This window comes from Salinilacihabitans rarus, assembly GCF_024296665.1.
Lineage (GTDB): Archaea > Halobacteriota > Halobacteria > Halobacteriales > Natrialbaceae > Salinilacihabitans > Salinilacihabitans rarus.
Genome location: NZ_CP100762.1, coordinates 2,948,500 through 2,969,048, shown reverse-complemented (window position 1 = coordinate 2,969,048; position 20,549 = coordinate 2,948,500). Strand labels below are relative to the sequence as shown.

Genomic DNA, 20,549 nt, shown 5'->3' with positions numbered 1-20,549 from the left:
CCCGTCAGTCCGCTCCCCGGTCGTCGGTCGCCTCGTCTGCAGTCTCCTCGCGGTTCCCACCGATCGGTAAGCCGGAGCCGAGTCGGTCGTCGGTCCCCAGTAGCCGGGCGAATCGCCGGCGTTCGGCCACGTGTCTGTCGATAGCCATGCCGGCGACAGACGGCGATCACCCCCGTAGTTATGCGGCTCGTTCGCGGGGGAAACGGGTGACTTCCGCCCGAAACGGTCCGAAACGGTCGCCCGCGCGGCCGGTCCGCCGGCCCGCACCGACCGAAACGCGAAACGCCCTTTGGCTCGCCGCCCCTCCCCACGCGTGATGACCGACCTGCCCGACCCCGTCGCGCGCGAACTCGAGTCCCACGACGCGTTCGAACCGGCCGACGACGGCTACGACCTCGAGACGACCGTCTTCGACGCCGCCGTGACGGCCGACGAGGCCGAGGGCGAGCGCGACGGCGCGTTCCGCGTCGTCGTCGCCGTCCCGACGCTGGACGCCGCCGTCGCCGGCGAGACCGTCGCGCCGGTCGTCGAGGACGGCTGGTTCGAGACCCTCGAACGCCGCCTCGCCGACGTCTTCTCGGTCGCACACACGAGCACCCACGAGCAACCGCGACTCGAACGCGACGACGACGAGGTCCGGGTGATCCTCGAGTACGTCGCCTGGGACGCCGGCGAGGGCGTCGACGACGCCAAGACCCTGATCGAGTACGTCGAGGGCACCTTCGCACAGGGGATCGTCCCCGGCTACGAGTACCGCGGCCCGGCGAAGGCGCTGGTCGAGAACGCCCAGCGCCACGGCCGGCAGGCCGCCGACGACGAGCGCAGCGGCGAACCGGGCGGGAGCGGCGGCATGCCGATGTGAGCGTTCGAGGAGACGCGACCGCGAGCGAGGTCGAACGCCGGTGTAAAAGGCAGGTCTCAGTCCATCGCGATGTACGTCTGCGTGTCCTCGACGCCGCGGATGCCCTGAATCCGGTTCGCCGCGATCTCCTTGACCGCGGCCGGGGCGTCGACGCGCGCCTTCGCGATGAGGTCGACGTCGCCCGCGACGATGTGGACCGACTCGACGCCGTCGATCCCCTCGATGCTCTCCCGGAGCCGATCCGCCTCGCCCGTGTTCGCTTTCACCATGACGAACGCCGTGACCACGTTCAGACACCTCCGGAACCCGCGTTGGCCGCCGCGAGGTCGGCCGTCTCGCCGACCAGAATCTGTCGCACGTCGCTCAGTACCGCGAAGTCCGCGAGCACCACCAGCCGGTCGCCCGCCTCGAGGGACTCGTCGGCGGTCGGGATCCGCAGGGCGCCGTCGCGCTTGCCGAACGCGAGTATCGTCGTGTCGGCGGGCAGTTCGAGTTCGCCCATCGTGTAGCCGCGGACGGGCGCGTCCTCGGTGATCGTCAACTCGACCACCTGGAGGTGCGGGGCGACGTCGGCGATGGCACGGATGGTGCCCCCGAGTAAGGCGTTCTTCGCGCCCATCGCGCCCAGCCGTTCGGGGTAGATCACCTCGTCGACCTCGTCGGCGTACTTGCGGTAGATCTCCTCGCGGTAGTCCTCGTCGATGCGCATGACCGTCCGGCAGTCGTAGTGTTTGGCGATCATGCACGCCGCGAAGTTGACGTTCAGGTCGCCGGTCAGCGCGCCGACGGCGTCGGCCGCCTCGATCCCCGCCGCCTCCAGTAGCGACTCCCGCGCGCCGTCGCCGCGAACGACCTCGAACCCCTGATCGCGGGCCCGCCGCGCCGTCACCTCGTCGCGTTCGAGCAGCGTCACCTCGTGGCCCTCCTCGCGCAACACGCGCGCGGTCCGCAGGCCGACCCGACCGGCACCAATGATGACAAACCGCATGGACCGGAGGTACGCCGCCACCCGTGAATAAGTTTGCCCCGGCGGAGGCGCCCCCGCGAGGAAAGGCTTTAGTCGTGTCACAGAGTACCACACCCCGAGTCAGATGGTCCACGCGTTCATCATGGTGAAGACGGCCGCGGGCAAGTCGGAGGGACTGCTCGCTGACATCCGGAACCTCGAAGCCGTCTCGGACGCCCACATCGTCGCCGGGAACTTCGACATCATCGCCGAGGCCGACGTCCCCGAGGTGTACGACGTGCTCCACACCGCTTCCACCGACGTGCAGAGCCTCGACGGCGTGACCGACACGAAGACGTACATCGCGATGGACTAACGGGAAGTTTTGCGCCGCAGTCTGTCGCGCCGGCGGCGACGCCACACGACGTCTCTCGCCGAGAGAATTTCGATCGAAAGCACGCCTCGCCGTTCGCTCGCGGGCGACCTCGCCGGCGGCGAGGCGACGGTCGCCCGCCGCGCCGGCCGGGATTCGCTGACCGACTACGGCCGGGAACACGGGGGCGGCGGGCCGGCGCCGACGGAGGAACGCAGGGTCAGTGCTCTAGCTCGTAGACGTCGTGCTCGGGCGCGAACGACTCCAGCCACGCCCGCTGCTCGCGGAGCCGCGACGAGGGCTCCGCGTAGACGGGGTCGAACACCTCCGCGGGGTCGGGTCGCGGCGCCTCCTCGGCGACGTCGACCGCCTTCTCGAGTTCCGCGTCGGCGTCCTCGCGGATCGCGTCGGCGAGCTGGTCGTCGAGGACGCCCTCCTCGCGGAGGAACGTCTCGTAGCGGTCGAGCGGGTCGGCAGTGCGCCACGCGGGGAGGTCGTCGGGGTCGTCGCGGTACCGGGAGGGGTCGTCGCTGGTCGTGTGGGCACCCTGCCGGTAGGTGAGGCTCTCGACGAGCACGGGGTCGCCCTCGCGGGCGCGTTCGAGCGCGTCGGCGACGGTCTCGCGGACCGCGAGCGGATCGTTGCCGTCGACGCGCACCCCCTCGAAGCCGTAGGCCTCGGCTTTCCCGGCGATCGTCTCGCTGGCGGTCTGGCGTTCCCGGGGCAGCGAGATGGCCCAGCCGTTGTTCTCGCAGAAGAAGACGACCGGCGCGTCGAAGACGCCGGCGAAGTTCAGCCCCTCGTGGAAGTCCCCCTCCGAGGTGGCGCCGTCGCCGAAGTAACAGCAGATCGCGGCGTCGTCGCCCGCGTAGTCGGCGGCCATCCCGAGCCCCGCCGCGTGCGGGATCTGGGTGGCGATGGGGACCGCCTGCGGGAGGACGTTCAGGTCGTGGTCGGAGGCGAACTCGGGGTGCCCCCGCCGGAACAGGAGAATGTCGCTCATCGGCACCCCGAGGGCGATCTGCATCGCGTTCGAGCGGTAGGTCGGCACGAACCAGTCCTCCTCGGCCAGCGCGTGGGCCGCCCCGACCTGGGAGGCCTCCTGGCCGCGGAACGGCGGGTAGCCGCTCATCCAGCCACGACGCTGCAAAGCGAGCGCCCGCTCGTCGAAACGTCGCGTCCGGACCACGTCTCGGTAGAGCGCGAGCGCCTCCTCGACGGAAAAGCGCGACCCGTCGAGACCGCGTTCCCCGATGACTCGGTGCATGGCGGGGAATCATCAGCCCTCGTGAAAGCGGTTGCGATACCCAGAAGGGCGTCGGGGCGGTACGGACGGTATGGCGTCGCTCGTCTCCGCGGTGGGCCTGCTGGTCGTCGTGGGCCTGCACACGCTGTTCGCGGCGGTCGCCACCCGTTTCTTCCGGATCAGGCTCGAAACCCGGTGGGGCGCCGCGCTGTACGCCGCGTTCGTGATCCCGGTCGTCCTGCTGGCCTCGACGCTGCTGGTCAGCGGCCCGCTGCGCCTCGGCCCCGATCTGGGCTCGCCCGAACTGGCGGTCGTCGTCACGATCGTCCTGCCGCTCGTGCTGGGCGCTACCGTCGACGTCTTCTGGATGCCCCACCCCGACGAGGTCGACGTCGCGGAGACGGACGACGAGCGGTGAGGGAGGCGCTCCGGCGCGACTCAGCCCTCGCGGTCGTCGAGGGCGTCCGCGAGGACCGCCTCGACGCGGTCGAGGACGTCCTCCGGGGGCAGCGTCGCGTCGACGCGGACGAAGCGGCCGGGGTCGTTCTCGACCAGCCGTTCGTAGTTGTCCCGGACGCGGGCGAGGTAGCCGGCGCGCTCGAACTTGTTCGTCGCCCCGGCCCGGGCGGCGGCCGTCTCGGGGTCGACGTCGAGGTAGATCGTGAGGTCCGGGTCGATCGAGAACGCGCGGTGGACGCCGATCACGTACTCCATCGGGCGGGTCAGTTCGCCGTCGAGGGACGCGCCCTGGTAGGCGTACCGGGAGTCCGAGTAGCGGTCCGAGATCACGAGGTCGCCGCGCTCGAGGGCGGGTTCGATCACCCGCGAGAGGTGGTCGGCGTGGTCGGCGGTGTAGAGGAACAGTTCCGCCAGCGGGTCGGCGTCGTCGTCGGCGATCGACCGCGAGACCGCCTCGCCGTACCACGACGTCGTCGGCTCGCGGGTGAACGTCGCGTCCGGGTAGACGTCGTGGAGGGCCTCCCAGACCGTCGTCTTGCCGCTGCCGTCCAGTCCCTCGAGCGTGACGAGCATACCTCGACTCGCGGCGGCGAGTACTACAATCTGTCGAGTGGGCGTCTCGCCCGCGCGCCCGCGTCGCCGCGTAGCTATTTACCGCTCGAAATACACGTCTCGATCATGAGAGTCCTCGTCGCCGGCGGCACCGGCTTCATCGGCACGACCCTCTGTACGGAGTTAGACGAGCGCGGCCACGACGTGACGGCGCTCTCGCGTGACCCCGACAAGACGGCCCTCCCGGCGGGCGTCGACGTCACGATGGGCGACGTGCAGGCGTACGACTCCATCGTCGAGGCGATCGAGGGACAGGACGTCGTCGTCAACCTCGTCTCCCTCTCGCCGCTGTTCGAACCGCCGGGCGGGGTGAGCCACGAGGACGTCCACCTCCGCGGGACGGAGAACCTCGTAGCCGCCGCGGCAGAGGGCGGCGTCGACCGCTTCGTCCAGATGAGCGCCCTCGGGGCCGACCCGCGGGGGCCGACCGAGTACCTCCGGGCGAAAGGCGAGGCCGAGCGCGTCGTCCGGTCGTCGGACCTCGCGTGGACGATCTTCCGCCCCTCGGTGGTCTTCGGCGACGGCGCGGAGTTCGTCGAGTTCACGAAGAAACTGACGACGCCGTACCTGACGGGGCTGCCCGGCGGCGGGAAGACGCCGTTCCAGCCGATCTGGGTGGGCGACCTCGTCCCGATGCTGGCCGACGCCGTCGAGGACGACGCACACGCCGGCGAGACCTACGAGATCGGCGGCCCGGAGGTGCTGACGCTCGAAGACGTGACCGGACTCGCCTACGAGGCCGAGGGGAAGTCGGTGACGGTCCTCCCGGTCCCGATGGGACTCGCCCGGATCGGCCTCGCCGCCGCGGGCCCGTTGCCGTTCGTCCCGTTCGGCCCCGATCAGGCCCGCGCGCTCGGGGTCGACAACACCGTCGACGACAACGACGTGACCGCGTTCGGCCGCTCCGAGGACGACCTGCGGACGCTCCGGTCGTACCTCGGCCTCGAACCGCGTCGCGGACGGGCCCGGACGGGCGCTGAGTGAACCCGGACTCGGGGGGCACAGACCCCCCGGCCACACAAATGACACTGGCGTATCACTAGTCGATTAAAGATAGTTTCTCGGGACCGATTTTTGGCCGCACGAGGGGTGTCGGCGGCGATTTCCCACAATATAAAATTACGCGAGAAAGTCAGACCATCACAAGGTTTATATCCTCAATTGCTCTGGTGTCAATGCAACGGAGCCCCCTGACTAACAATGAAGCTGGCGATGATCGGATTCGGACAGGCCGGTGGGAAAATCGTCGATCGGTTCCTCGATTACGACGATCGAACGAACAGCGGGATCGTCCGCGCGGCGATCGCCGTAAACACCGCGAAGGCGGACCTCATGGGCCTGGAGAACATTCCTCAGGAGAATCGCGTCCTCATCGGCCAGGCCCGGGTGAAAGGCCACGGCGTCGGTGCGGACAACGAACTCGGCGCGGAAGTCGCCGAGGAGGACATCGACGAGGTCCAGAACGCTATCGACTCGATCCCGACCCACGAGGTCGACGCGTTCCTGATCGTCGCCGGGATGGGCGGCGGTAGCGGCTCGGGCGGCGCGCCCGTGCTCGCGAAGCACCTCAAGCGCATCTACACGATCCCCGTCTACGGGCTCGGGGTGCTGCCCGGGACGGACGAGGGTGGCATCTACACGCTCAACGCCGCCCGCTCGTTCCAGACGTTCGTCCGCGAGGTCGACAACCTGCTCGTCTTCGACAACGACTCGTGGCGACAGACCGGCGAGTCCGTCGAGGGCGGTTACGAGAAGATCAACGAGGAGATCGTCCGCCGGTTCGGCGTCCTCTTCGGCGCCGGCGAGGTCGGCGGCGGCCAGGAAGTCGCGGAGAGCGTCGTCGACTCCTCGGAGATCATCAACACGCTCTCCGGCGGCGGCGTCTCCACGGTCGGCTTCGCCAGCGAGGAGGTCGAACTCAACACGAACGGCGGGCTCCTCTCGCGCTTTACGAACAAGGACGGGGGCGCCGACGACGGCCTCGACGCCGCGAACACCACAAACCGGATCACGAGCCTCGTCCGCAAGGCGGCGCTCGGACGACTCACCCTTCCCTGCGAGATCGAAGGCACCGAGCGCGCCCTGCTCGTGCTCTCCGGGCCCACGGAGTACCTCAACCGCAAAGGGATCGAACGCGGGCGCAAGTGGCTCGAAGAGGAGACCGGCTCGATGGAGGTCCGCGGCGGCGACTACCCGCGGAACGTGCCGGAGGTCTCGGCGGTGATCCTGCTCGCCGGCGTCACGGACGTCCCGCGGATCAAGCGGCTCCAGCAGGTCGCCATCGAGGCCCAGGACAACATCGAGGACATCCAGCAGCAAAGCGAGGAGAACCTCGAGAGCCTCGTCGACGACGGCGAGGACGAACTCGAACCGCTGTTCTGATCCCGTCGACCGTTTCTCGACGCCGGACCGCCGGCTCGCCGCCGTCCCCGCGGCGGTCAGCGGGGCGCTCGCGACTCCGACGCGTTTTTGCTCGCGCTCGCGGAACGTCCGACGAATGCAGGTCGTCGTCCCGTTCGCGGTCGACTCGCCGAAGACGCGCCTCTCGCCGGCGCTGACGCCCGACGAGCGGCGAGCGTTCGCCCGGGCGATGCTCGCGGACGTCTGCGAGGCGATCCGGGACGCCGGCGCGGAGCCGACGCTGCTGGCGACCGCGCCGGTCGACCTCGACGTCGGGGCCGACGTCCGGATCGACGACCGGCCGCTCTCGCGGGCCGTCAACGCCGTCCTGTCCGCGGCGGGCGAGCGTCGGGACCCGGAGGCGGTCGCCGTCGTCATGGCCGACCTCGCGCTCGCGACCCCGGCCGCGCTCGACCGGCTGTTCGGGGCCGACGGCGACGTCGTCCTCGCGCCGGGCCGCGGCGGCGGGACGAACGCGCTCGTCGCGCGCCACCCCGACTTCCGCGTCGACTACCACGGCGCGTCGTGTCGCGACCACCGCCGGATCGCCCGCGAGGTCGGCGCCGACCTGACGACGGTCGACTCGTTTCGGCTGGCGACCGACGTCGACGAACCCGGGGACCTCGCGGAGGTGTTGCTCCACGGCGGCGGCCGCTCGCGGGCGTTCCTCGAAGACGTCGGCTTCGAACTCGCGACGACCGACGGTCGGGTGACGGTCGAGCGACGCCCCGGCGACGCGTCCGGCTGACGGCCGCGAAGTGAAGTACTTATTGAGCCCGGCGGCCACGCTCCAACGTGATGATCCCCGGCGCGGCCGACTACGGCGTCGACGTGACGATCGCCGACGAGGACGTCGAACGACTGCTCGCGGTCGGCCCCGACGACGTCGCGCCCGCGCCGGAACTCAGCTTCGCCCGGAACGTCTTCGTCCCGCTGACGACGGCCTGTCGCTACACCTGCACCTACTGCACCTACTTCGACCCGCCGGGGGAGGCGTCGCTGCTCTCGCTCGCGGAGGTCCGCGAGATCTGCCGGCGCGGGGCCGACGCCGGCTGTACGGAGGCGCTGTTCACGTTCGGCGACGACCCCGACGACCGCTACGGGGCGATCCACGACCGACTCGACGAGTGGGGCTACGACTCGATCCACACGTACCTCCGGGCTGCCTGCGAGGTCGCCATAGAGGAGGGGCTGTTGCCGCACTCGAACCCCGGCGACCAGACGCGCGAGCAGATGGCCGCGGTCGCGGACGTCAACGCCAGCATGGGCGTGATGCTCGAGACGACCGCGGACGTCGACGCCCACGCCGGCCCCCGCCGGAAGGTGCCGGGCCAGCGCCTGCGGACGATCGAGACCGCGGGCGAACTCGGCGTCCCCTTCACGACGGGCATCCTCGTCGGCATCGGCGAGGGCTGGGCGGATCGCGCGGAGAGCCTGCTCGCCATCCGGGAACTGCACGAGCGCCACGGCCACGTCCAGGAGGTGATCGTCCAGCCGGTCCGGGAGAACGAGCGCTGGCGCGGGGGGACGCCCGATCTCGAAACGCTCCGGCGGACGACGGCGATGGCGCGGGCGGCCCTTCCCGACGAAATCTCGGTCCAGGTCCCGCCGAACCTCGTCGCCGCCGACGACCTCGTCGACTGCGGCATCGACGACCTCGGCGGCGTCTCGCCGGTCACCGACGACCACGTCAACCCCGACTACGCGTGGCCCGCGCTACGCGAACTCGAGTCGATCGCCGAGGCCGCGGACGTGCCGCTGCGCGAACGGCTGCCGGTGTACGAGCGGTTCGTCGAGGAGGGCTGGCTCCCGTCACGGATCGAGGCGGCCATCGAGGCCGACGACGACGCCGGCGAGCGGTACCGGGCGGTGCTCGGAACGTAGGAGGTCAGCCGATCTCGCCGAACCCGCGCCAGAGCCCCACGAGGAGGACGAAGACGAGGAAGCCGAGGAAGCCGAACAGCGCGAGTTCCGTCCAGCCGCCGGCCTCCGCTTCGACCAGTCCGCCCGCCCAGCCGGCGATCAGGACGGACACGCCGGTGGCCGCGACGATCAACAGCAGGATTCGGTCGCCGAGTTCGCTCATCGGGCGTCCGTCCGCGTCCGGCGCGAATAAGCGGCCAGCCTGCGACGCCCGGCGGTCGCGGACACTGCGACGCCGTGACGAACCGGGCGCCGAGCGTTCGTCCCGCCCTCGTCGAGCGGGCGTGAGGCGATCAGTCCGCGCCGCTGGCGCCCGCCGACGGGGCCTCCTCGGTCGCGCCGTCGTCGAGACTTCGGATGTACCGGATTCGGTCGGGGATCGGCGGGTGCGTGTAGTGGAACGTCGCGTACAGGGGGTGTGGGAACGGGTTCGAGAGGTTCTCGGAGGTGAGCCGACAGAGCGCCTCGACCAGCGGTTCGCCGCTTCCCATCACGTCGGTCGCGAACGCGTCGGCCTCGCGCTCGTGGGCCAGCGAGAGCCGGTTCTCCAGCGGCCGGGTCAGCCGCGCCAGCGGCCGGAGCCACAGCGCGCCGACGGCGAGGCCGACGTAGGCCGTCCCGGGGAGGTCGAACATCGCGTACAGCCACGTCGTCTCGATCAGGAGCCACAGCGCGAGCAGGATGGCGCCGACGCGGACGAGGCCGGCGGCAAAGCCCTTCCAGACGTGCGCTTTCTTCCAGTGGGCGAGTTCGTGGGCGAGGACGGCCTCGATCTCCGGGAGGTCCATCCGCTCGACCAGCGTGTCGAAGAGGACGACCCGCTTCGTCCGGCCGAAGCCGACGAAGTAGGCGTTCGAGTGCGAGGAGCGCTTGCTGGCGTCCATCACGTAGATGCCGTCACAGGAGAAGCCGGCGCGCTCGAAGACGCGCTCGACGGCCTCGCGCAGGTCGCCCGCCTCGACGGGTTCGAAGTCGTTGAACAGCGGGGCGATCACCCGCGGGTAGATCACGAGCATCGAAAGCGAGAACGCGGCGTACAGCGCGAGCGCCGCCGCCGGCCAGTAGGTGGGGACGGCGTCGACGAACCAGAGGACGCCGCCGGCGAGGACCGCCGCGAACGCCGCGGCGATGGCCGTCCCGAGCAGCAGGTCCTTGACGAACAGGCCGGGCGTCTGCTCGTTGAAATCGAACCGCTCCTCGACGACGAACGTGCCGTAGGCGTCGAACGGGGCCGAGAACAGTTGGAGCGCGACGACGACCCCGACGAAAAAGAGGGTCCCCGTGAGGACGGGACCGTACCCCAGCGATTCGAGCGCGTCGACGACGGACGCGAGCGCGCCCGAGTAGAGGACCGCGAGGACGAGCGCGACGAACGCCCACGTCTCGGCGGCCGAGAGCCGCGCCCGGGCGCGCTGGTAGGCGGCGACCCGGTCGGGGTCGTCGAGGGCGAACCGGTCGCGGACCCACTCGCGTTCGCGGTCGAGGGCCCGCCGCCCGTGGCGGACGTTGAGCGCCGAGAGGAGGGTGAAGAAGGCCGCGGTCCCGACGAAGAGGATCAGGAAGGCGACGTGGTATACGATCATGTGTCGGGAGTGTCACGCCGCGGCCTTAACGGTTTCCGGCCGCGGCCCGCCGCCGCGCACTTCCGCGCCTGAGAATGACAACCAACGTATATGCGGTGCGACGTGGAACCGCCGGGCCGGTGGGTCCGTCGACCCGACCTCCTCGGAACGGGCCGGGCCGACCCCTGTCACGGCCCGTTCGGCGTCGACCCCATCGCGGGTCCCCGCTCGGCCCCGGGTCAGTCGTCGGCCGGGGTCGGCCGCTCCTCCGGTTCGACCAGCGGCGTCCCGTCGGCTTTCGGCCCCAGTCGCGGCCCGAACGGCGGGTCGTCGGGGTCGATGACGCGGCGCCGTTCGTAATCCGTCGAGCGCTCGACGGGGGTCCGGCCGATCGACGCCACGAGGTCGACGTAGTCGGCGAACGAGCGGAACTCGCCGTACTCGCCGCCGGCGCGTTTGGTGATCTCCTCGGAGAGGATGGTGCCCATGAAGTCGTCGGCGCCGCAGGTCAGCATCTTCAGCCCGCCCTCGTCGCCGTACTTGACCCACGAGGACTGGACGTGGTCGACGTTGTCGAGGAACAGTCTGGAGACGGCGATCATCAGTTCGTCCTCGTCGCGGCTGGCGCCGCCGGAGACGACGCCGTGTTCGTACAGCGGCGTCCGCTGGTGGACGAACGAGAGCGGGACGAACTCGGTGATCGCGCCGTCGACGCGCTCTTGCAGGTCGCGGACCCGCTTCAGGTGGAGCGCGCGGTGGGCCTCGTTCTCGACGTGGCCGTACATGATCGTCGCGGTGAGGCCGAGACCGACGTTCGCGGCGGCCTCCATCGCTTCGAGCCACTCCCCGGTGTCGATCTTGCCGGGGCAGATCACGTCCCGGACCTCGTCGACGAGAATTTCGGCGGCCGTCCCGGGGACCGTATCGAGACCGGCGGCTTTCAGCCGGCGGTAGACCTCCTCGTAGCTCCGGTCGGTGCCGCGGCGGGCGTGGGCGGCCTCCTCGGGGGTCATCGAGTGGACGTGCACCCCGTCGACGTCCATCGCGCGAATCTGGTCGACGTAGGTGCCGGGGCTCGTCTCGTAGGCCTCGGGCGAGGTGTAGTTGATCGCCTTCGGGTTCGGGTGCGCTTCGAGGGCCTCGCGGTGGTCCTCGTCGAGCGCGAACGCGGGGTGGAGACCGGAGACCGACGTGACCTCGTAGATCCCGCGCTCGACCGCGTCGCGGACGATTTCGCGTGACTCGGCGGGCGTCTTCGTGAATCCGTGCGTCTCGCCGTCGTAGCCGCGCTCGAAGGTGTGGGCGGCGTCCTTGAAGTTGCAGAACAGGCAACCGACGTTGCAGGCGGTCGTGACGTTGTTGTTCAGGTTCGCGACGAACGTCACCTCCTCGCCGACGACCTCGGCCCGGCGGCGGTCGGCGGCCTCCAGCACCCGCTCCTTGCGCCGGGGGTCGATCCCCTCCACGTCGGTCCCCGTCGTCAGGAGTTCGACCGCGTCCGCGACGGTCAGCCGAACGCCGTCACGCGCCTTCGCGATGGCGTTCTCGAACGACTGGTCCGTCTCGGGGACGTGCTCGAACGATAGCTCCTCGTCGCCGGGCACCGCCGTCTCGGTCCCCGCACCGGCCCCGGTTTCGAACCCGTCTGGCATCGTCCCTACCACCGCCGTCCACCGTTAAAACGGTGGGGATGCCGGCCCGAACTGATTAGTATCGGAACCTGTCGGCCAGCAGAAGGCTTATTCGTCGCGCGAGGGTGGTGACACGCATGCGAGTCAGGGCCCTCCTCACGTCCCTCCAGCTTCCCGTCGCGGGCGTCGGCCTGCTCCTCGTCGCGGCGTCGGGTTACCGGCTGCTGACGCTCCCCGAACCGCCCGTCGGCAGCAACGGCTTCGTCGATGGGGTCGTCGCCTTCTTTCTGTACCTCTGTGTCGTCGCCGGCCTGATCGTGACCGCCATCGGGCTCGCCATCCCGGCCGACGACCAGTCCGGCGTCCGGTTCCGCCGCCACCAGCGCCTGCTGTTCGTCCTCGCGGCGCTGGCGGCGCTCGCGGGCCTGCTCTCCCCGCTCGTCGTCTGGCCGGCGGCGGTGGCCGCCGGCGCGAGCGCGGCGGTCGTCTTCCGCTCGTGGCTCGGGCTGACCGCGCTCGCCGGCCTCGTGATACTGGTCGGCGTCGGCTGGCGCGCGGTCGAGGTCGCCCTCGCTCGGCTCGGCGGTACCGCGCTCCGGGCGAGCCGGGAGTGACGACCGCCTTCCGGCAGCTACATAGGCCGGGCTGTCGCGAGTTGAACCATGACCAGCGTCAAGGAGTTCCGCGTCGACGCCGCGCCCACGGGCGAGGCCCTCGGACGCGGCTCGTTCGTCTTCACCGACGACTACTCCGTCTTCGACTGGGGCAAGATGCCCGACGAGATCCCGGAGAAGGGCGCGAGCCTCTGTACGATGGGGGCGTTCAACTTCGAACTGCTCGAGGCGGCCGGCGTCCCGACCCACTACCGCGGCGTCCTCCCGGCGGGCGCCGACGAGCCGGCCCCCCTCGCCGAGGCGGCGGCGCCGCCCCGCGAGATGGCGATCGACCTGACGCAGGTGCCCGACCTCCCACACGAGGGCCGGGACTACGACTACGAGGCCTACCACGACGCGGCCGGCGAGAACTACCTGATCCCGCTGGAGATCGTCTTCCGCAACCGCGTCCCCGTCGGATCGAGCCTGCGTACGCGAACCGACCCCGCGGACCACGGGCTCGCGTTCGACGAGTGGCCCGACGACCCCGTCGACCTCGACGAGCCGATCGTCGAGTTCTCGACGAAGTACGAGGAGGGCGACCGCTACCTCGACCGCGAGGAGGCGGATTACGTCGCCGGCGCGGCGTCGGTCGACGACCTCGAAGCGGTCGCCCGCGAGGTCAACCGACTCGTCACCGACCGGGCGGAGTCAGCGGGGCTCGTCCACGAGGACGGCAAGATCGAGTGTCTCTACTTCGACGGCGAGATCCGGGTGGCGGACGTCGTCGGCACGTTCGACGAGAACCGCTTCAGCTACGAGGGGACCCAGCTCTCGAAGGAGGTCGTCCGCCAGTACCACAAGCGCACCCAGCCCGAGTGGGTGCGGGCGGTCGAGGCGGCGAAGGCGGAGGCGAAACGCCGCGACGTCGCCGACTGGAAGTCGCTGTGCGACGCGAGCCCGGAACCGCTGGCCGACGACGTGATCGAGACCGTCCGGGAGCTGTACTGCGCGGGGACGAACGCCTACACCGGCCGCGAGTTCTTCGACGCGCCGCCGCTGTCGAACGCCGTCGGCGCCGTGGGGCGGCTGTAGCGGCCGGACGGAGAACCCCGCAAATCCCGACCGTTACGGCGCCGACCGACCGCTACTTCTTCCGGACCCCCGTCGACCGGTGGTCATTTCTCCGTCGCGAGCGAAGCGCCGCCGTGGAACTGACCGTCTACGGACCGCTGCGAGCCGCCACCGGCGAGAAGACCGTTCGCGTCGCGTTCGACGGCGGGATCGCCGCCGACGCCGTCGCGGCGTTCGTCGCGGCCTACCCCCGCGCGCGGCCGTACCTCTACGACGGGGACGACCTGCGCCCGAGCGTCCGCGTCGCCCGCGAGGGCGAGCGCGTGGCCCTCGAGACGCCGGTTCCGCCGGACGCGGAGCTGACGCTGTTTCCGGCCGTTCAGGGCGGCCGCGGGTGAGGAGTTAGAGGCCGTACTGCTCGCGCACGAGGTGGGCGAGCCCCCGCTGTTCGAGGACGTCCATCGGGGCCAGCATGTCGAGCTGGACGACCCCCGGCAGGCGACCGATCTGGACGCCGCCGGTGAACGTACACCGCGAACGGACCTCGCCCTCGGTCATGTCGAGCAGGGCGCCCGCGCGGTCGAAGGCGTTCTGGGTCGCGTCGTTGATCGTCGCGCCCGAGCCGATCACCTGAATCGGGCCCATCCCCTCTTCGAGGTCAACGCCGTGGTCGGCCGCGAGGTCGCGGCCCCGCTCGCGCTCCTCGTCGCTGTAGGGCCGGCTGATAAACGGCAGGTCCTCCTCGTTGGGCAGGAGGATCGGGCCGTCGACGTCGAGGCCCTTTATCACTTCGACGTCCATCGTCACCGCCCCGCTGACGTCGGTCGTGTGCAAGGAGAGTTCGCCGTCGCCCTGATTGGCGTGGAGGTCGCCGACGTAGACGCCGGCGCCGTCGACCTTGACGGGGCAGATCAGCGTCGCGCCCGCCCGGACCTCGGGGACGTCCATGTGGCCGTCGGTCCGGGCGTCGAGGTCGGCCTCGCCGTCGAGGCCGTAGTCGTGGTCGGCGCCGATCAGGAACTGGCCGAAGTCGCCCGCGTTGTGCGAGTCGGGCATCGTGACCGACGGGGTCGTCCCGACGTTCCCGATGAACGGCCGCAGCCGTCCGAGCGTCCCCGGCATCTCCGAGGGTGCGTACAGCAGGATGGGGTGCTGGCGGGAGTTCTCGGGAATATCCATCACGTCTTCGGCGTCCTCGGCGAGTTCGTGGGCGGCCGCGTCGTCGAGGGTGATCCCAACGGCGTGGTCGTCGTCGAACGCGACGGTGTAGCCGTACTCGAAGCCGAACGAGGAGGCGTTCGCGCCACACTCCGCACAGCGGATCGCGTCTTCACCCGTCCCCTCGACGACCGTCTCGGGCCACTCGGTCCCACACTCCGGACAGCGGTGGTCGACGAACGGGTCGTCGCCGAAGGCGTCCTCGCGCTCGGCCATCGAGCCCGTGCTCGTCGCCATGCTCGTCACCTCGATCTCGCGGATCGTCAGCGCGACCGCGTCGCCGACCTCGGCCCCCTCGACGCGGATCGGCCGGGTCACCTCGTGGCCGCCGCGAAACGAGGGCGTGATCATCGGGCCCCAGCAACCCGGCGGCGTGTACGTCCGGATCGTCCCGCCGTCGGCGACCGTTCCCGCCCACTCCTGGTCCGGCCCGACGAGTCCGAGCGTGTACCGGTCGACGTACAGCTCCTGTTGTACTTCCTGTTGTGCCATACCATGCTATAGTACGCCGTTCGTGATGATAAACCGTGTCGGTCCGCGCGTCGAACCGCACCGACGGGCTTGCACCTGACTGCCCAACGCCGATTCCCGTCACCGGCCTCGGTCGAGGCGCATGCAGGAGACTGAGTTCTACGCGCTCGTTCGCCGGCACGGCCACGTCGACGGGGACGACCGGGCGCAGGCGGCGAGCGAGGCCGTCCTCGGGACGCTCGGCGAGACGGTCAGCGGCGGGCAGGCCGAGGACGTGGCCGCCCGGCTCCCCGACGACCTCGCGGGCACCATCGAGCACGCCGACCACGACGCCGCCGGCTACGACCGCGCGGCGTTCGTCGACCGCGTCGCCGAGCGCCTCCGCGGGACGGACCTCGAACCGGACGACGCCGAGCGGTACGCCGACGCCGTCACGGACGCGCTGACGGCGACGCTCACCGAGGGCGAACTCCGGAACCTGAAGGCGCAACTGACCGACGACGTCCGGCCGTTCTTCGAGAACGTCGACGTCGGCCGGGACGGCGACTGAGCCGTCAGGTCGGTCGGCCGCGGCGGTCCCCCGGGCGGCCGATACCGCCGCAACAGGTTCGTTCAAGTGCGTCTCGGCCCTCCTCCCGTCCGATGGTCGACTCGAACGCGGACGACCCCTCGCCGCGGTGTGCGACCTGCGGCGACCGGATCGCGGCCGACGGGCGCCGACGGGTCGAAACCACCGTAGAGGATGGCGAGGTCGTCTACCGGCAGTTCTGCGACGAGACGTGTCTGGCGGCGTGGGAGAGGGTCTAGTCGTCCTCGGCGACCGCCGACCCGATCCCGTCGACCGGCCGGTCCGGCGTGAGCGCGTCGACCTCCGCCGGGAGGCCGAGCTGGTAGCCGGTGCCGTTCTCGCGGACCGTCGTCCGGCCGCGGTGGACCGAGACGTCGCCGTTTAAGTGCAGGCGGACCGCTTCGAGCAGCGCCTCGGCCTCCAGGGGCTGGCCGCGGGCTTTCATCTCCGCGAGGTCGGCGTCGTCGGGGACGTCGAACGCCCGCTGGGTGATGATCGGCCCCTGGTCGAGGTCCGTCGTGACGTAGTGGGCGGTGACGCCGGCGACCCGTACCCCCTCTTCGAGGGCCTGCCGGTAGGCTTCCGCGCCGGGGAACGCCGGCAGCAGCGAGGGGTGGACGTTGATGATGCGGTCCTCGTAGCGGAACACGACGTTCGGGCTGAGGATGCGCATGTACCGCGCGAGGACGATCAGGTCGGCGTCGTACTCCGCGAGCAGGTCGAGCAGTCGCTCCTCGTTTTGCCGGCCGTTCTCGGTGCCGACGTCGTGGAACGGGACGCCGTAGTGTTCGGCCAGCGGCCGCAGGTCGTCGTGGTTGCCGATGACGACCCCGATGTCCGCGCCGAGGTCGTCGTTGGCCCACGCCTCGAACAGCGCTTCGAGGCAGTGGCTCTCCTTCGTGACGAGGACGGCGATCTGCTGGGTCTCGCGGTCGGCGGGGAACCGCACCTGTACGTCGAGGCCGAGTTCGTCCCCGAGGTCGTGGAGGTCCGCGCGGAGTTTCTCCCGCGTACAGACCATCTCCGAGGTGTCGACGGCGAGGTACATCCGGAAGACGCCGTCGCGGACCGCCTGATCTACGTCCTCGATGTTGATTCCGCGCTCGAACAGGAGCGTGGTCACCCGGGCGACGAGCCCGGTGTCGTCTCCTCCGACGACCGTGATCTCGGTCAGATCGGTCGTCATCGGCTCCACCTCCGCTCGAGCGGCGTTCGAGACATCAGTACGGGCTCAAGCGGCGGACGGTCAAAAGCCCTCCCTTCCGCGTAAACCTGACCGAGCGGACGTCAGTCGTCCACGCGAGCCCGCTCGATGCTGTCGACGGTGATCGTCTCCCACTCCTGGTCGGTGTGGGCGCCCTCGCGCTCCTTGGCGCTCGGGGCGGCCCGGATGAACTCGGCGTTCTCTCGGGCGCGTTCGATCGTGTGGCCGCCGCAGTAGGAGAGCCCGGAGGCGATGCCGGCACAGAACTCCTCGGCGACGTCGGCGACGGGGCCCTTGTACGGCGTCAACCCCTCGACGCCCTCGTCGGCGCGGACGTTCTCCTCCTTGTCCGGGCGCTCCTCCGCCGCGGCCGTCGTCGCCATCCCCCGCGAGCGCTTGTAGCGGATGCCGTCGATCTCGAGTACCTCGCTCGGCGCCTCCTCGGTCCCCGCGAAGAGGCTGCCCATCATCACCGTGTCCGCGCCGGCCATCAGCGCCTTCGCCGCGTCGCCGGAGGTCCGGATGCCGCCGTCGGCGATGGCGGTGATCCCGAGGTCGTGGGCCACCTCGGCGCAGTCGTCGACGGCCGTCAACTGGGGGACGCCCGCGCCGGCGACCTTCCGGGTCGTGCAGTGCGATCCCGGGCCGATGCCGACTTTCACGCAGTCCGCGCCGGCCTCGTAGAGGTCGCGCACGCCCTCCGGCGTGGCGACGTTGCCCGCGACGAGTTCGGCGTCGGGGAACTCCTCGCGGAGCCGCGAGACGGCTTCGAGCGTCCGTTCGAGGTGGCCGTGGGCGACGTCGACGACGACGGCCGTCGCCCCCGCTTCGAGGGCGGCCTCGGTCCGGCCGACGTAGTCCTCGTTGATCCCGACGGCGGCGCCGACCGGCACGCCCGCGTCGGCCGCCTCGCGTACCTCCGCGCGCTGTTCTTCGACGGTGAGAAAGCGGTGGATCGTCCCGAAGCCGCCGGCCTCGCCGAGCGCGACGGCGAGGTCGGCCTCCGTCACCGTGTCCATCGCCGCCGACAGCAGCGGCGTCTCCAGCTCGACGGTCGGCGTCAGCTTCGTCGAGAGGTCGACGTTGCCCCGGCTGTCGACCGGCGACCGCTGCGGGACGAGCAGCACGTCACCGTAACTCAGGCCCGTGCGAATGGAGTCCATGACCGAACGAAATGGGTGCTCGACGACCGAAAACCTCACGGATCGGCGCCCGCGCCCGCCGCCGTCGCGCCCATATCCACGAACGTGCATGACCGAGGCAAGCCGAAAGCGTTTTTGAGCACGGATGCGGGGTTTCGGGTGATGACCGCCTACACCGCGACGGTGACCGTCCGACTCAAACGGGGGGTGCTCGACCCCGAGGCCGAGACGACGCGGCGTGCCCTCGAACGCCTCGGCTTCGAGGTCGAGGCGCTGCGCTCGGCCGACCGCTTCGAGATCGACCTCGACGCCGAGGGGAGCGAGGAGGCCGCCGAGCGCGCGAGCGAGATGGCCGAACGGCTGCTCGCGAACCCGACCATCCACGACTACGACGTGGAGGTCGAGGAGCGGTAGATGACCGTCGCGATCACGCCGACCGCGACCGCCGGGAGGTGGCGCCCGTGACGGTCGCGATCGTCCGCTTTGGCGGTTCGAACTGCGACCGCGACGCCGAGCGCGCGCTCGCCCACCTCGGCATCGACGCCGAGATCGTCTGGCACGAGGACGGCCTCCCCGCCGACGCGACGGGGATCGTCCTCCCCGGCGGCTTCTCCTACGGCGACTACCTGCGCGCCGGCGCGATGGCCGCCCGCTCGCCGGTCGTGGCCGAGGTCCGCGAGGCCGCGAGCGAGGGCGTCCCCGTGCTGGGAGTCTGCAACGGCGCCCAGATCGGCTGCGAGTCGGGGCTCACCGAGGGGGCGTTCACCACGAACGAGAGCGCCCGCTTCCAGTGCGAGCACGTCCACCTGCGCGTCGAGCGGGCGGACACCCCGTGGACCGCGGCCTACGAGGAAGGCGAGGTGATCGAGATTCCCATCGCCCACGGCGAGGGCCGCTACGAGGTCGCCGACGACCGCCTCGCGGAACTCGAAGCCGACGACCGCGTGCTCTTCCGGTACTGCGACGCCGACGGCGAGGTGACGCCGGCGGCGAACCCCAACGGCTCGAAGCACGACGTCGCGGGCGTCCTCGGCGAGCGCGACACCGTCGCGGTGATGATGCCCCACCCCGAGCGGGCGACGCTGCCCGACGTCGGCGGCACCGACGGGCAGGGGGTCCTCCGCGGGTTCGAGCGGGCCTAAAATTACCGCGTCAGCGGCCCGTTGTAGCCGCGTTCGAGGTCCATCACGGCCTCCCAGGTCGCCTCGCACTCACAGGAGACCTGCTCGAAGACCGAGGGGTCCTGCCGGAGGTCGAAGTCCTTGATCGCCTTCTGGACGAGGTCGTCACAGTCCGTGCAGTTGTGCGGGCCGCGATCGGAGCCGTGGCCGACCGGGTCGGAGACGACGATGGCGTCGACGTCGGCCGTCTCCGCGAGGACGTGCGCGACCGACCAGAGCCACGGCGGGCGGTAGCCGCCGCGGAAGTGGAGTTCGTCGACCATGGTGTAGCGCTGGACGTTACAGGGGTTCATCGAGACGGTGTGACAGCCGTCGACCTCGGCACAGCGCTCGATCGAGGAGATCATGTCGTCGACCGCCTCGGACTCGGTGAGGAAGGGCGGTTTCAACAGGAGGTAGGCCTTCACGCCCGCGTCGGCGGCGACGGCCTCGGCGCAGGCGTCCTCGAAGTCCGCGAAGTCGAAGTACTTGTTCACGCAGTCGCGCCGGACGCGGTCGGTGGCGGTTTCGAGGCCGATGGCGACGTCGGTCTGGAGGCCGCGGTCGGTGAACGCGGCGAGTTTCTCGCGGTCGACGAAGTCGGGCAGGGACTCGAGGACGATCCGCTCGCGGTCGGCGAACGTCTCGGCGATGGCCTCGCGGGTTTCGGGGCCGACCTCGCGGTCGTCGAGGAAGGAGCCGGAGGTGTAGATCTTGATCAGGTCGGCCGGGTCGTCCGCAGTCTCGGCCTCGTGTTCGAGACAGACGTCGATCTGGTCCAGCAGCGCCTCGTGGCTGACGCTGCCGCCCTCGACGCTCTCGGCGACGTAGCCGCACATCGTACAGCCGCCGGCGCGGGCCCACCGGCAGCCGCCGGTGTTGAGGATGATCGTCAGGCTCTCGGTGACGCCGTCGGGGGTGTTGTCCTCGTCCAGCCAGACGCGGGTGGGCTCGTGGGGGTCGTAGCTGCGCTCCTTGCGCGAGCGGATCTCGCGCATCACCCGGTTGTGGGCGTCCATACCCCTGCCCTGTTCGTAGACCTCGGGCGTAGGTTCACTCATTACCGGGAAAAGCGCCCGCGGGCGTAAAGCGCCTTCGTCTACCG

26 protein-coding genes are annotated in these 20,549 nt (G+C 70.5%); 14 read left to right on the top strand and 12 right to left on the bottom strand.

Features of this window, described 5'->3' with window-relative positions; genetic code table 11:
• Window positions 1-4: 4 nt before the first annotated feature.
• The gene (locus NKG98_RS15625) at window positions 5-148 is read right to left on the bottom strand and encodes a hypothetical protein (protein WP_254766985.1); all 144 of its coding nucleotides are present in this window, start codon (window positions 146-148) and stop codon (window positions 5-7) included.
• A gap of 168 nt (window positions 149-316) precedes the next feature.
• Between NKG98_RS15625 and NKG98_RS15620 the strand changes: the two genes are divergently transcribed.
• On the top strand, window positions 317-862 hold the full coding sequence (locus NKG98_RS15620; protein ID WP_254766983.1) for a DUF5813 family protein: 546 nt from the start codon (window positions 317-319) through the stop codon (window positions 860-862).
• Between the two features lie 56 nt (window positions 863-918).
• Here NKG98_RS15620 and NKG98_RS15615 read toward each other — a convergent pair whose 3' ends face one another.
• Both NKG98_RS15615 and NKG98_RS15610 read right to left on the bottom strand, forming a co-directional pair.
• Window positions 919-1,149, bottom strand: coding sequence for an Lrp/AsnC family transcriptional regulator (locus NKG98_RS15615; protein ID WP_254766981.1), 231 nt, complete (start codon window positions 1,147-1,149; stop codon window positions 919-921).
• A gap of 2 nt (window positions 1,150-1,151) precedes the next feature.
• Window positions 1,152-1,850 (bottom strand): potassium channel family protein, encoded by a 699-nt coding sequence (locus NKG98_RS15610; protein ID WP_254766979.1) that lies wholly within the window; start codon window positions 1,848-1,850, stop codon window positions 1,152-1,154.
• A 103-nt stretch (window positions 1,851-1,953) separates the two neighbouring features.
• On the opposite strand from NKG98_RS15610, the gene NKG98_RS15605 reads away from it, so the two are divergent.
• The gene (locus NKG98_RS15605; protein ID WP_254766977.1) at window positions 1,954-2,184 is read left to right on the top strand and encodes an Lrp/AsnC ligand binding domain-containing protein; all 231 of its coding nucleotides are present in this window, start codon (window positions 1,954-1,956) and stop codon (window positions 2,182-2,184) included.
• A gap of 217 nt (window positions 2,185-2,401) precedes the next feature.
• Here the strand turns inward: NKG98_RS15605 and pdhA are convergent, their stop codons facing one another.
• Window positions 2,402-3,448, bottom strand: a complete 1,047-nt coding sequence (pdhA, locus tag NKG98_RS15600) for a pyruvate dehydrogenase (acetyl-transferring) E1 component subunit alpha (protein WP_254766975.1) — start codon at window positions 3,446-3,448, stop codon at window positions 2,402-2,404.
• Between the two features lie 70 nt (window positions 3,449-3,518).
• Here pdhA and NKG98_RS15595 point away from each other — a divergent pair, with 70 nt between their 5' ends.
• Window positions 3,519-3,845: a DUF7991 family protein gene (locus NKG98_RS15595; RefSeq protein WP_254766973.1), complete on the top strand. Its 327-nt coding sequence runs from the start codon at window positions 3,519-3,521 to the stop codon at window positions 3,843-3,845.
• 20 nt (window positions 3,846-3,865) lie between these two features.
• Here NKG98_RS15595 and tmk read toward each other — a convergent pair whose 3' ends face one another.
• Window positions 3,866-4,459 carry a dTMP kinase gene (gene tmk / locus NKG98_RS15590; protein ID WP_254766971.1) on the bottom strand — a complete coding sequence of 198 codons (594 nt, stop codon included), beginning with the start codon at window positions 4,457-4,459 and terminating at the stop codon, window positions 3,866-3,868.
• 105 nt (window positions 4,460-4,564) lie between these two features.
• Between tmk and NKG98_RS15585 the strand changes: the two genes are divergently transcribed.
• The 4 genes from NKG98_RS15585 (at window position 4,565) to cofG (ending at window position 8,782) form a co-directional block, all read left to right on the top strand.
• Window positions 4,565-5,482, top strand: a complete 918-nt coding sequence (locus NKG98_RS15585; protein ID WP_254766969.1) for a complex I NDUFA9 subunit family protein — start codon at window positions 4,565-4,567, stop codon at window positions 5,480-5,482.
• 216 nt (window positions 5,483-5,698) lie between these two features.
• Complete coding sequence (locus NKG98_RS15580; protein ID WP_254766967.1) at window positions 5,699-6,880, top strand: tubulin/FtsZ family protein; 1,182 nt, start codon at window positions 5,699-5,701, stop codon at window positions 6,878-6,880.
• A 115-nt stretch (window positions 6,881-6,995) separates the two neighbouring features.
• Window positions 6,996-7,646, top strand: coding sequence for a 2-phospho-L-lactate guanylyltransferase (cofC, locus tag NKG98_RS15575; protein WP_254766965.1), 651 nt, complete (start codon window positions 6,996-6,998; stop codon window positions 7,644-7,646).
• Between the two features lie 50 nt (window positions 7,647-7,696).
• On the top strand, window positions 7,697-8,782 hold the full coding sequence (gene cofG / locus NKG98_RS15570) for a 7,8-didemethyl-8-hydroxy-5-deazariboflavin synthase subunit CofG (protein ID WP_254766963.1): 1,086 nt from the start codon (window positions 7,697-7,699) through the stop codon (window positions 8,780-8,782).
• A 4-nt stretch (window positions 8,783-8,786) separates the two neighbouring features.
• On the opposite strand, the gene NKG98_RS15565 is transcribed toward cofG, so the two are convergent.
• The 3 genes from NKG98_RS15565 to cofH all read right to left on the bottom strand — a co-directional run bounded on the left by NKG98_RS15565 (window position 8,787) and on the right by cofH (window position 12,035).
• On the bottom strand, window positions 8,787-8,984 hold the full coding sequence (locus NKG98_RS15565; protein ID WP_254766961.1) for a hypothetical protein: 198 nt from the start codon (window positions 8,982-8,984) through the stop codon (window positions 8,787-8,789).
• A 130-nt stretch (window positions 8,985-9,114) separates the two neighbouring features.
• Window positions 9,115-10,404 (bottom strand): M48 family metallopeptidase, encoded by a 1,290-nt coding sequence (locus NKG98_RS15560; RefSeq protein ID WP_254766959.1) that lies wholly within the window; start codon window positions 10,402-10,404, stop codon window positions 9,115-9,117.
• Between the two features lie 218 nt (window positions 10,405-10,622).
• Complete coding sequence (cofH, locus tag NKG98_RS15555) at window positions 10,623-12,035, bottom strand: 7,8-didemethyl-8-hydroxy-5-deazariboflavin synthase subunit CofH (RefSeq protein WP_254766957.1); 1,413 nt, start codon at window positions 12,033-12,035, stop codon at window positions 10,623-10,625.
• A gap of 116 nt (window positions 12,036-12,151) precedes the next feature.
• Here cofH and NKG98_RS15550 point away from each other — a divergent pair, with 116 nt between their 5' ends.
• The 3 genes from NKG98_RS15550 to NKG98_RS15540 all read left to right on the top strand — a co-directional run bounded on the left by NKG98_RS15550 (window position 12,152) and on the right by NKG98_RS15540 (window position 14,079).
• Window positions 12,152-12,628, top strand: a complete 477-nt coding sequence (locus NKG98_RS15550; protein ID WP_254766955.1) for a hypothetical protein — start codon at window positions 12,152-12,154, stop codon at window positions 12,626-12,628.
• Window positions 12,629-12,676: 48 nt separating this feature from the next.
• Window positions 12,677-13,702 (top strand): phosphoribosylaminoimidazolesuccinocarboxamide synthase, encoded by a 1,026-nt coding sequence (locus NKG98_RS15545; RefSeq protein ID WP_254766953.1) that lies wholly within the window; start codon window positions 12,677-12,679, stop codon window positions 13,700-13,702.
• A gap of 113 nt (window positions 13,703-13,815) precedes the next feature.
• A complete protein-coding gene (locus NKG98_RS15540) occupies window positions 13,816-14,079 on the top strand; it encodes a MoaD/ThiS family protein (protein WP_254766951.1) in 264 nt (87 codons plus the stop codon).
• A 4-nt stretch (window positions 14,080-14,083) separates the two neighbouring features.
• On the opposite strand, the gene NKG98_RS15535 is transcribed toward NKG98_RS15540, so the two are convergent.
• A complete protein-coding gene (locus tag NKG98_RS15535) occupies window positions 14,084-15,391 on the bottom strand; it encodes an acetamidase/formamidase family protein (protein ID WP_254766949.1) in 1,308 nt (435 codons plus the stop codon).
• A gap of 121 nt (window positions 15,392-15,512) precedes the next feature.
• On the opposite strand from NKG98_RS15535, the gene NKG98_RS15530 reads away from it, so the two are divergent.
• Together NKG98_RS15530 and NKG98_RS15525 are read left to right on the top strand one after the other, a co-directional pair.
• Window positions 15,513-15,920 (top strand): DUF2267 domain-containing protein, encoded by a 408-nt coding sequence (locus tag NKG98_RS15530; RefSeq protein ID WP_254766947.1) that lies wholly within the window; start codon window positions 15,513-15,515, stop codon window positions 15,918-15,920.
• Window positions 15,921-16,012: 92 nt separating this feature from the next.
• Window positions 16,013-16,177, top strand: coding sequence for a DUF7576 family protein (locus NKG98_RS15525; RefSeq protein ID WP_254766945.1), 165 nt, complete (start codon window positions 16,013-16,015; stop codon window positions 16,175-16,177).
• On the opposite strand, the gene NKG98_RS15520 is transcribed toward NKG98_RS15525, so the two are convergent.
• Window positions 16,174-17,124 carry a formyltetrahydrofolate deformylase gene (locus NKG98_RS15520; RefSeq protein ID WP_254766943.1) on the bottom strand — a complete coding sequence of 317 codons (951 nt, stop codon included), beginning with the start codon at window positions 17,122-17,124 and terminating at the stop codon, window positions 16,174-16,176. The genes NKG98_RS15525 and NKG98_RS15520 overlap by 4 nt on opposite strands.
• A 101-nt stretch (window positions 17,125-17,225) precedes the next feature.
• Entirely contained in the window at window positions 17,226-18,305 is a 1,080-nt protein-coding gene (locus NKG98_RS15515; RefSeq protein WP_254766941.1) for a guanosine monophosphate reductase, read from the bottom strand.
• Window positions 18,306-18,446: 141 nt separating this feature from the next.
• Here NKG98_RS15515 and purS point away from each other — a divergent pair, with 141 nt between their 5' ends.
• Together purS and purQ are read left to right on the top strand one after the other, a co-directional pair.
• Window positions 18,447-18,698, top strand: a complete 252-nt coding sequence (purS, locus tag NKG98_RS15510; RefSeq protein ID WP_254766939.1) for a phosphoribosylformylglycinamidine synthase subunit PurS — start codon at window positions 18,447-18,449, stop codon at window positions 18,696-18,698.
• Window positions 18,699-18,745: 47 nt separating this feature from the next.
• Entirely contained in the window at window positions 18,746-19,426 is a 681-nt protein-coding gene (gene purQ, locus NKG98_RS15505) for a phosphoribosylformylglycinamidine synthase I (protein WP_254766937.1), read from the top strand.
• A 2-nt stretch (window positions 19,427-19,428) separates the two neighbouring features.
• Here the strand turns inward: purQ and NKG98_RS15500 are convergent, their stop codons facing one another.
• Window positions 19,429-20,505, bottom strand: coding sequence for an archaeosine biosynthesis radical SAM protein RaSEA (locus NKG98_RS15500; RefSeq protein WP_254766935.1), 1,077 nt, complete (start codon window positions 20,503-20,505; stop codon window positions 19,429-19,431).
• Window positions 20,506-20,549 lie beyond the last annotated feature (44 nt).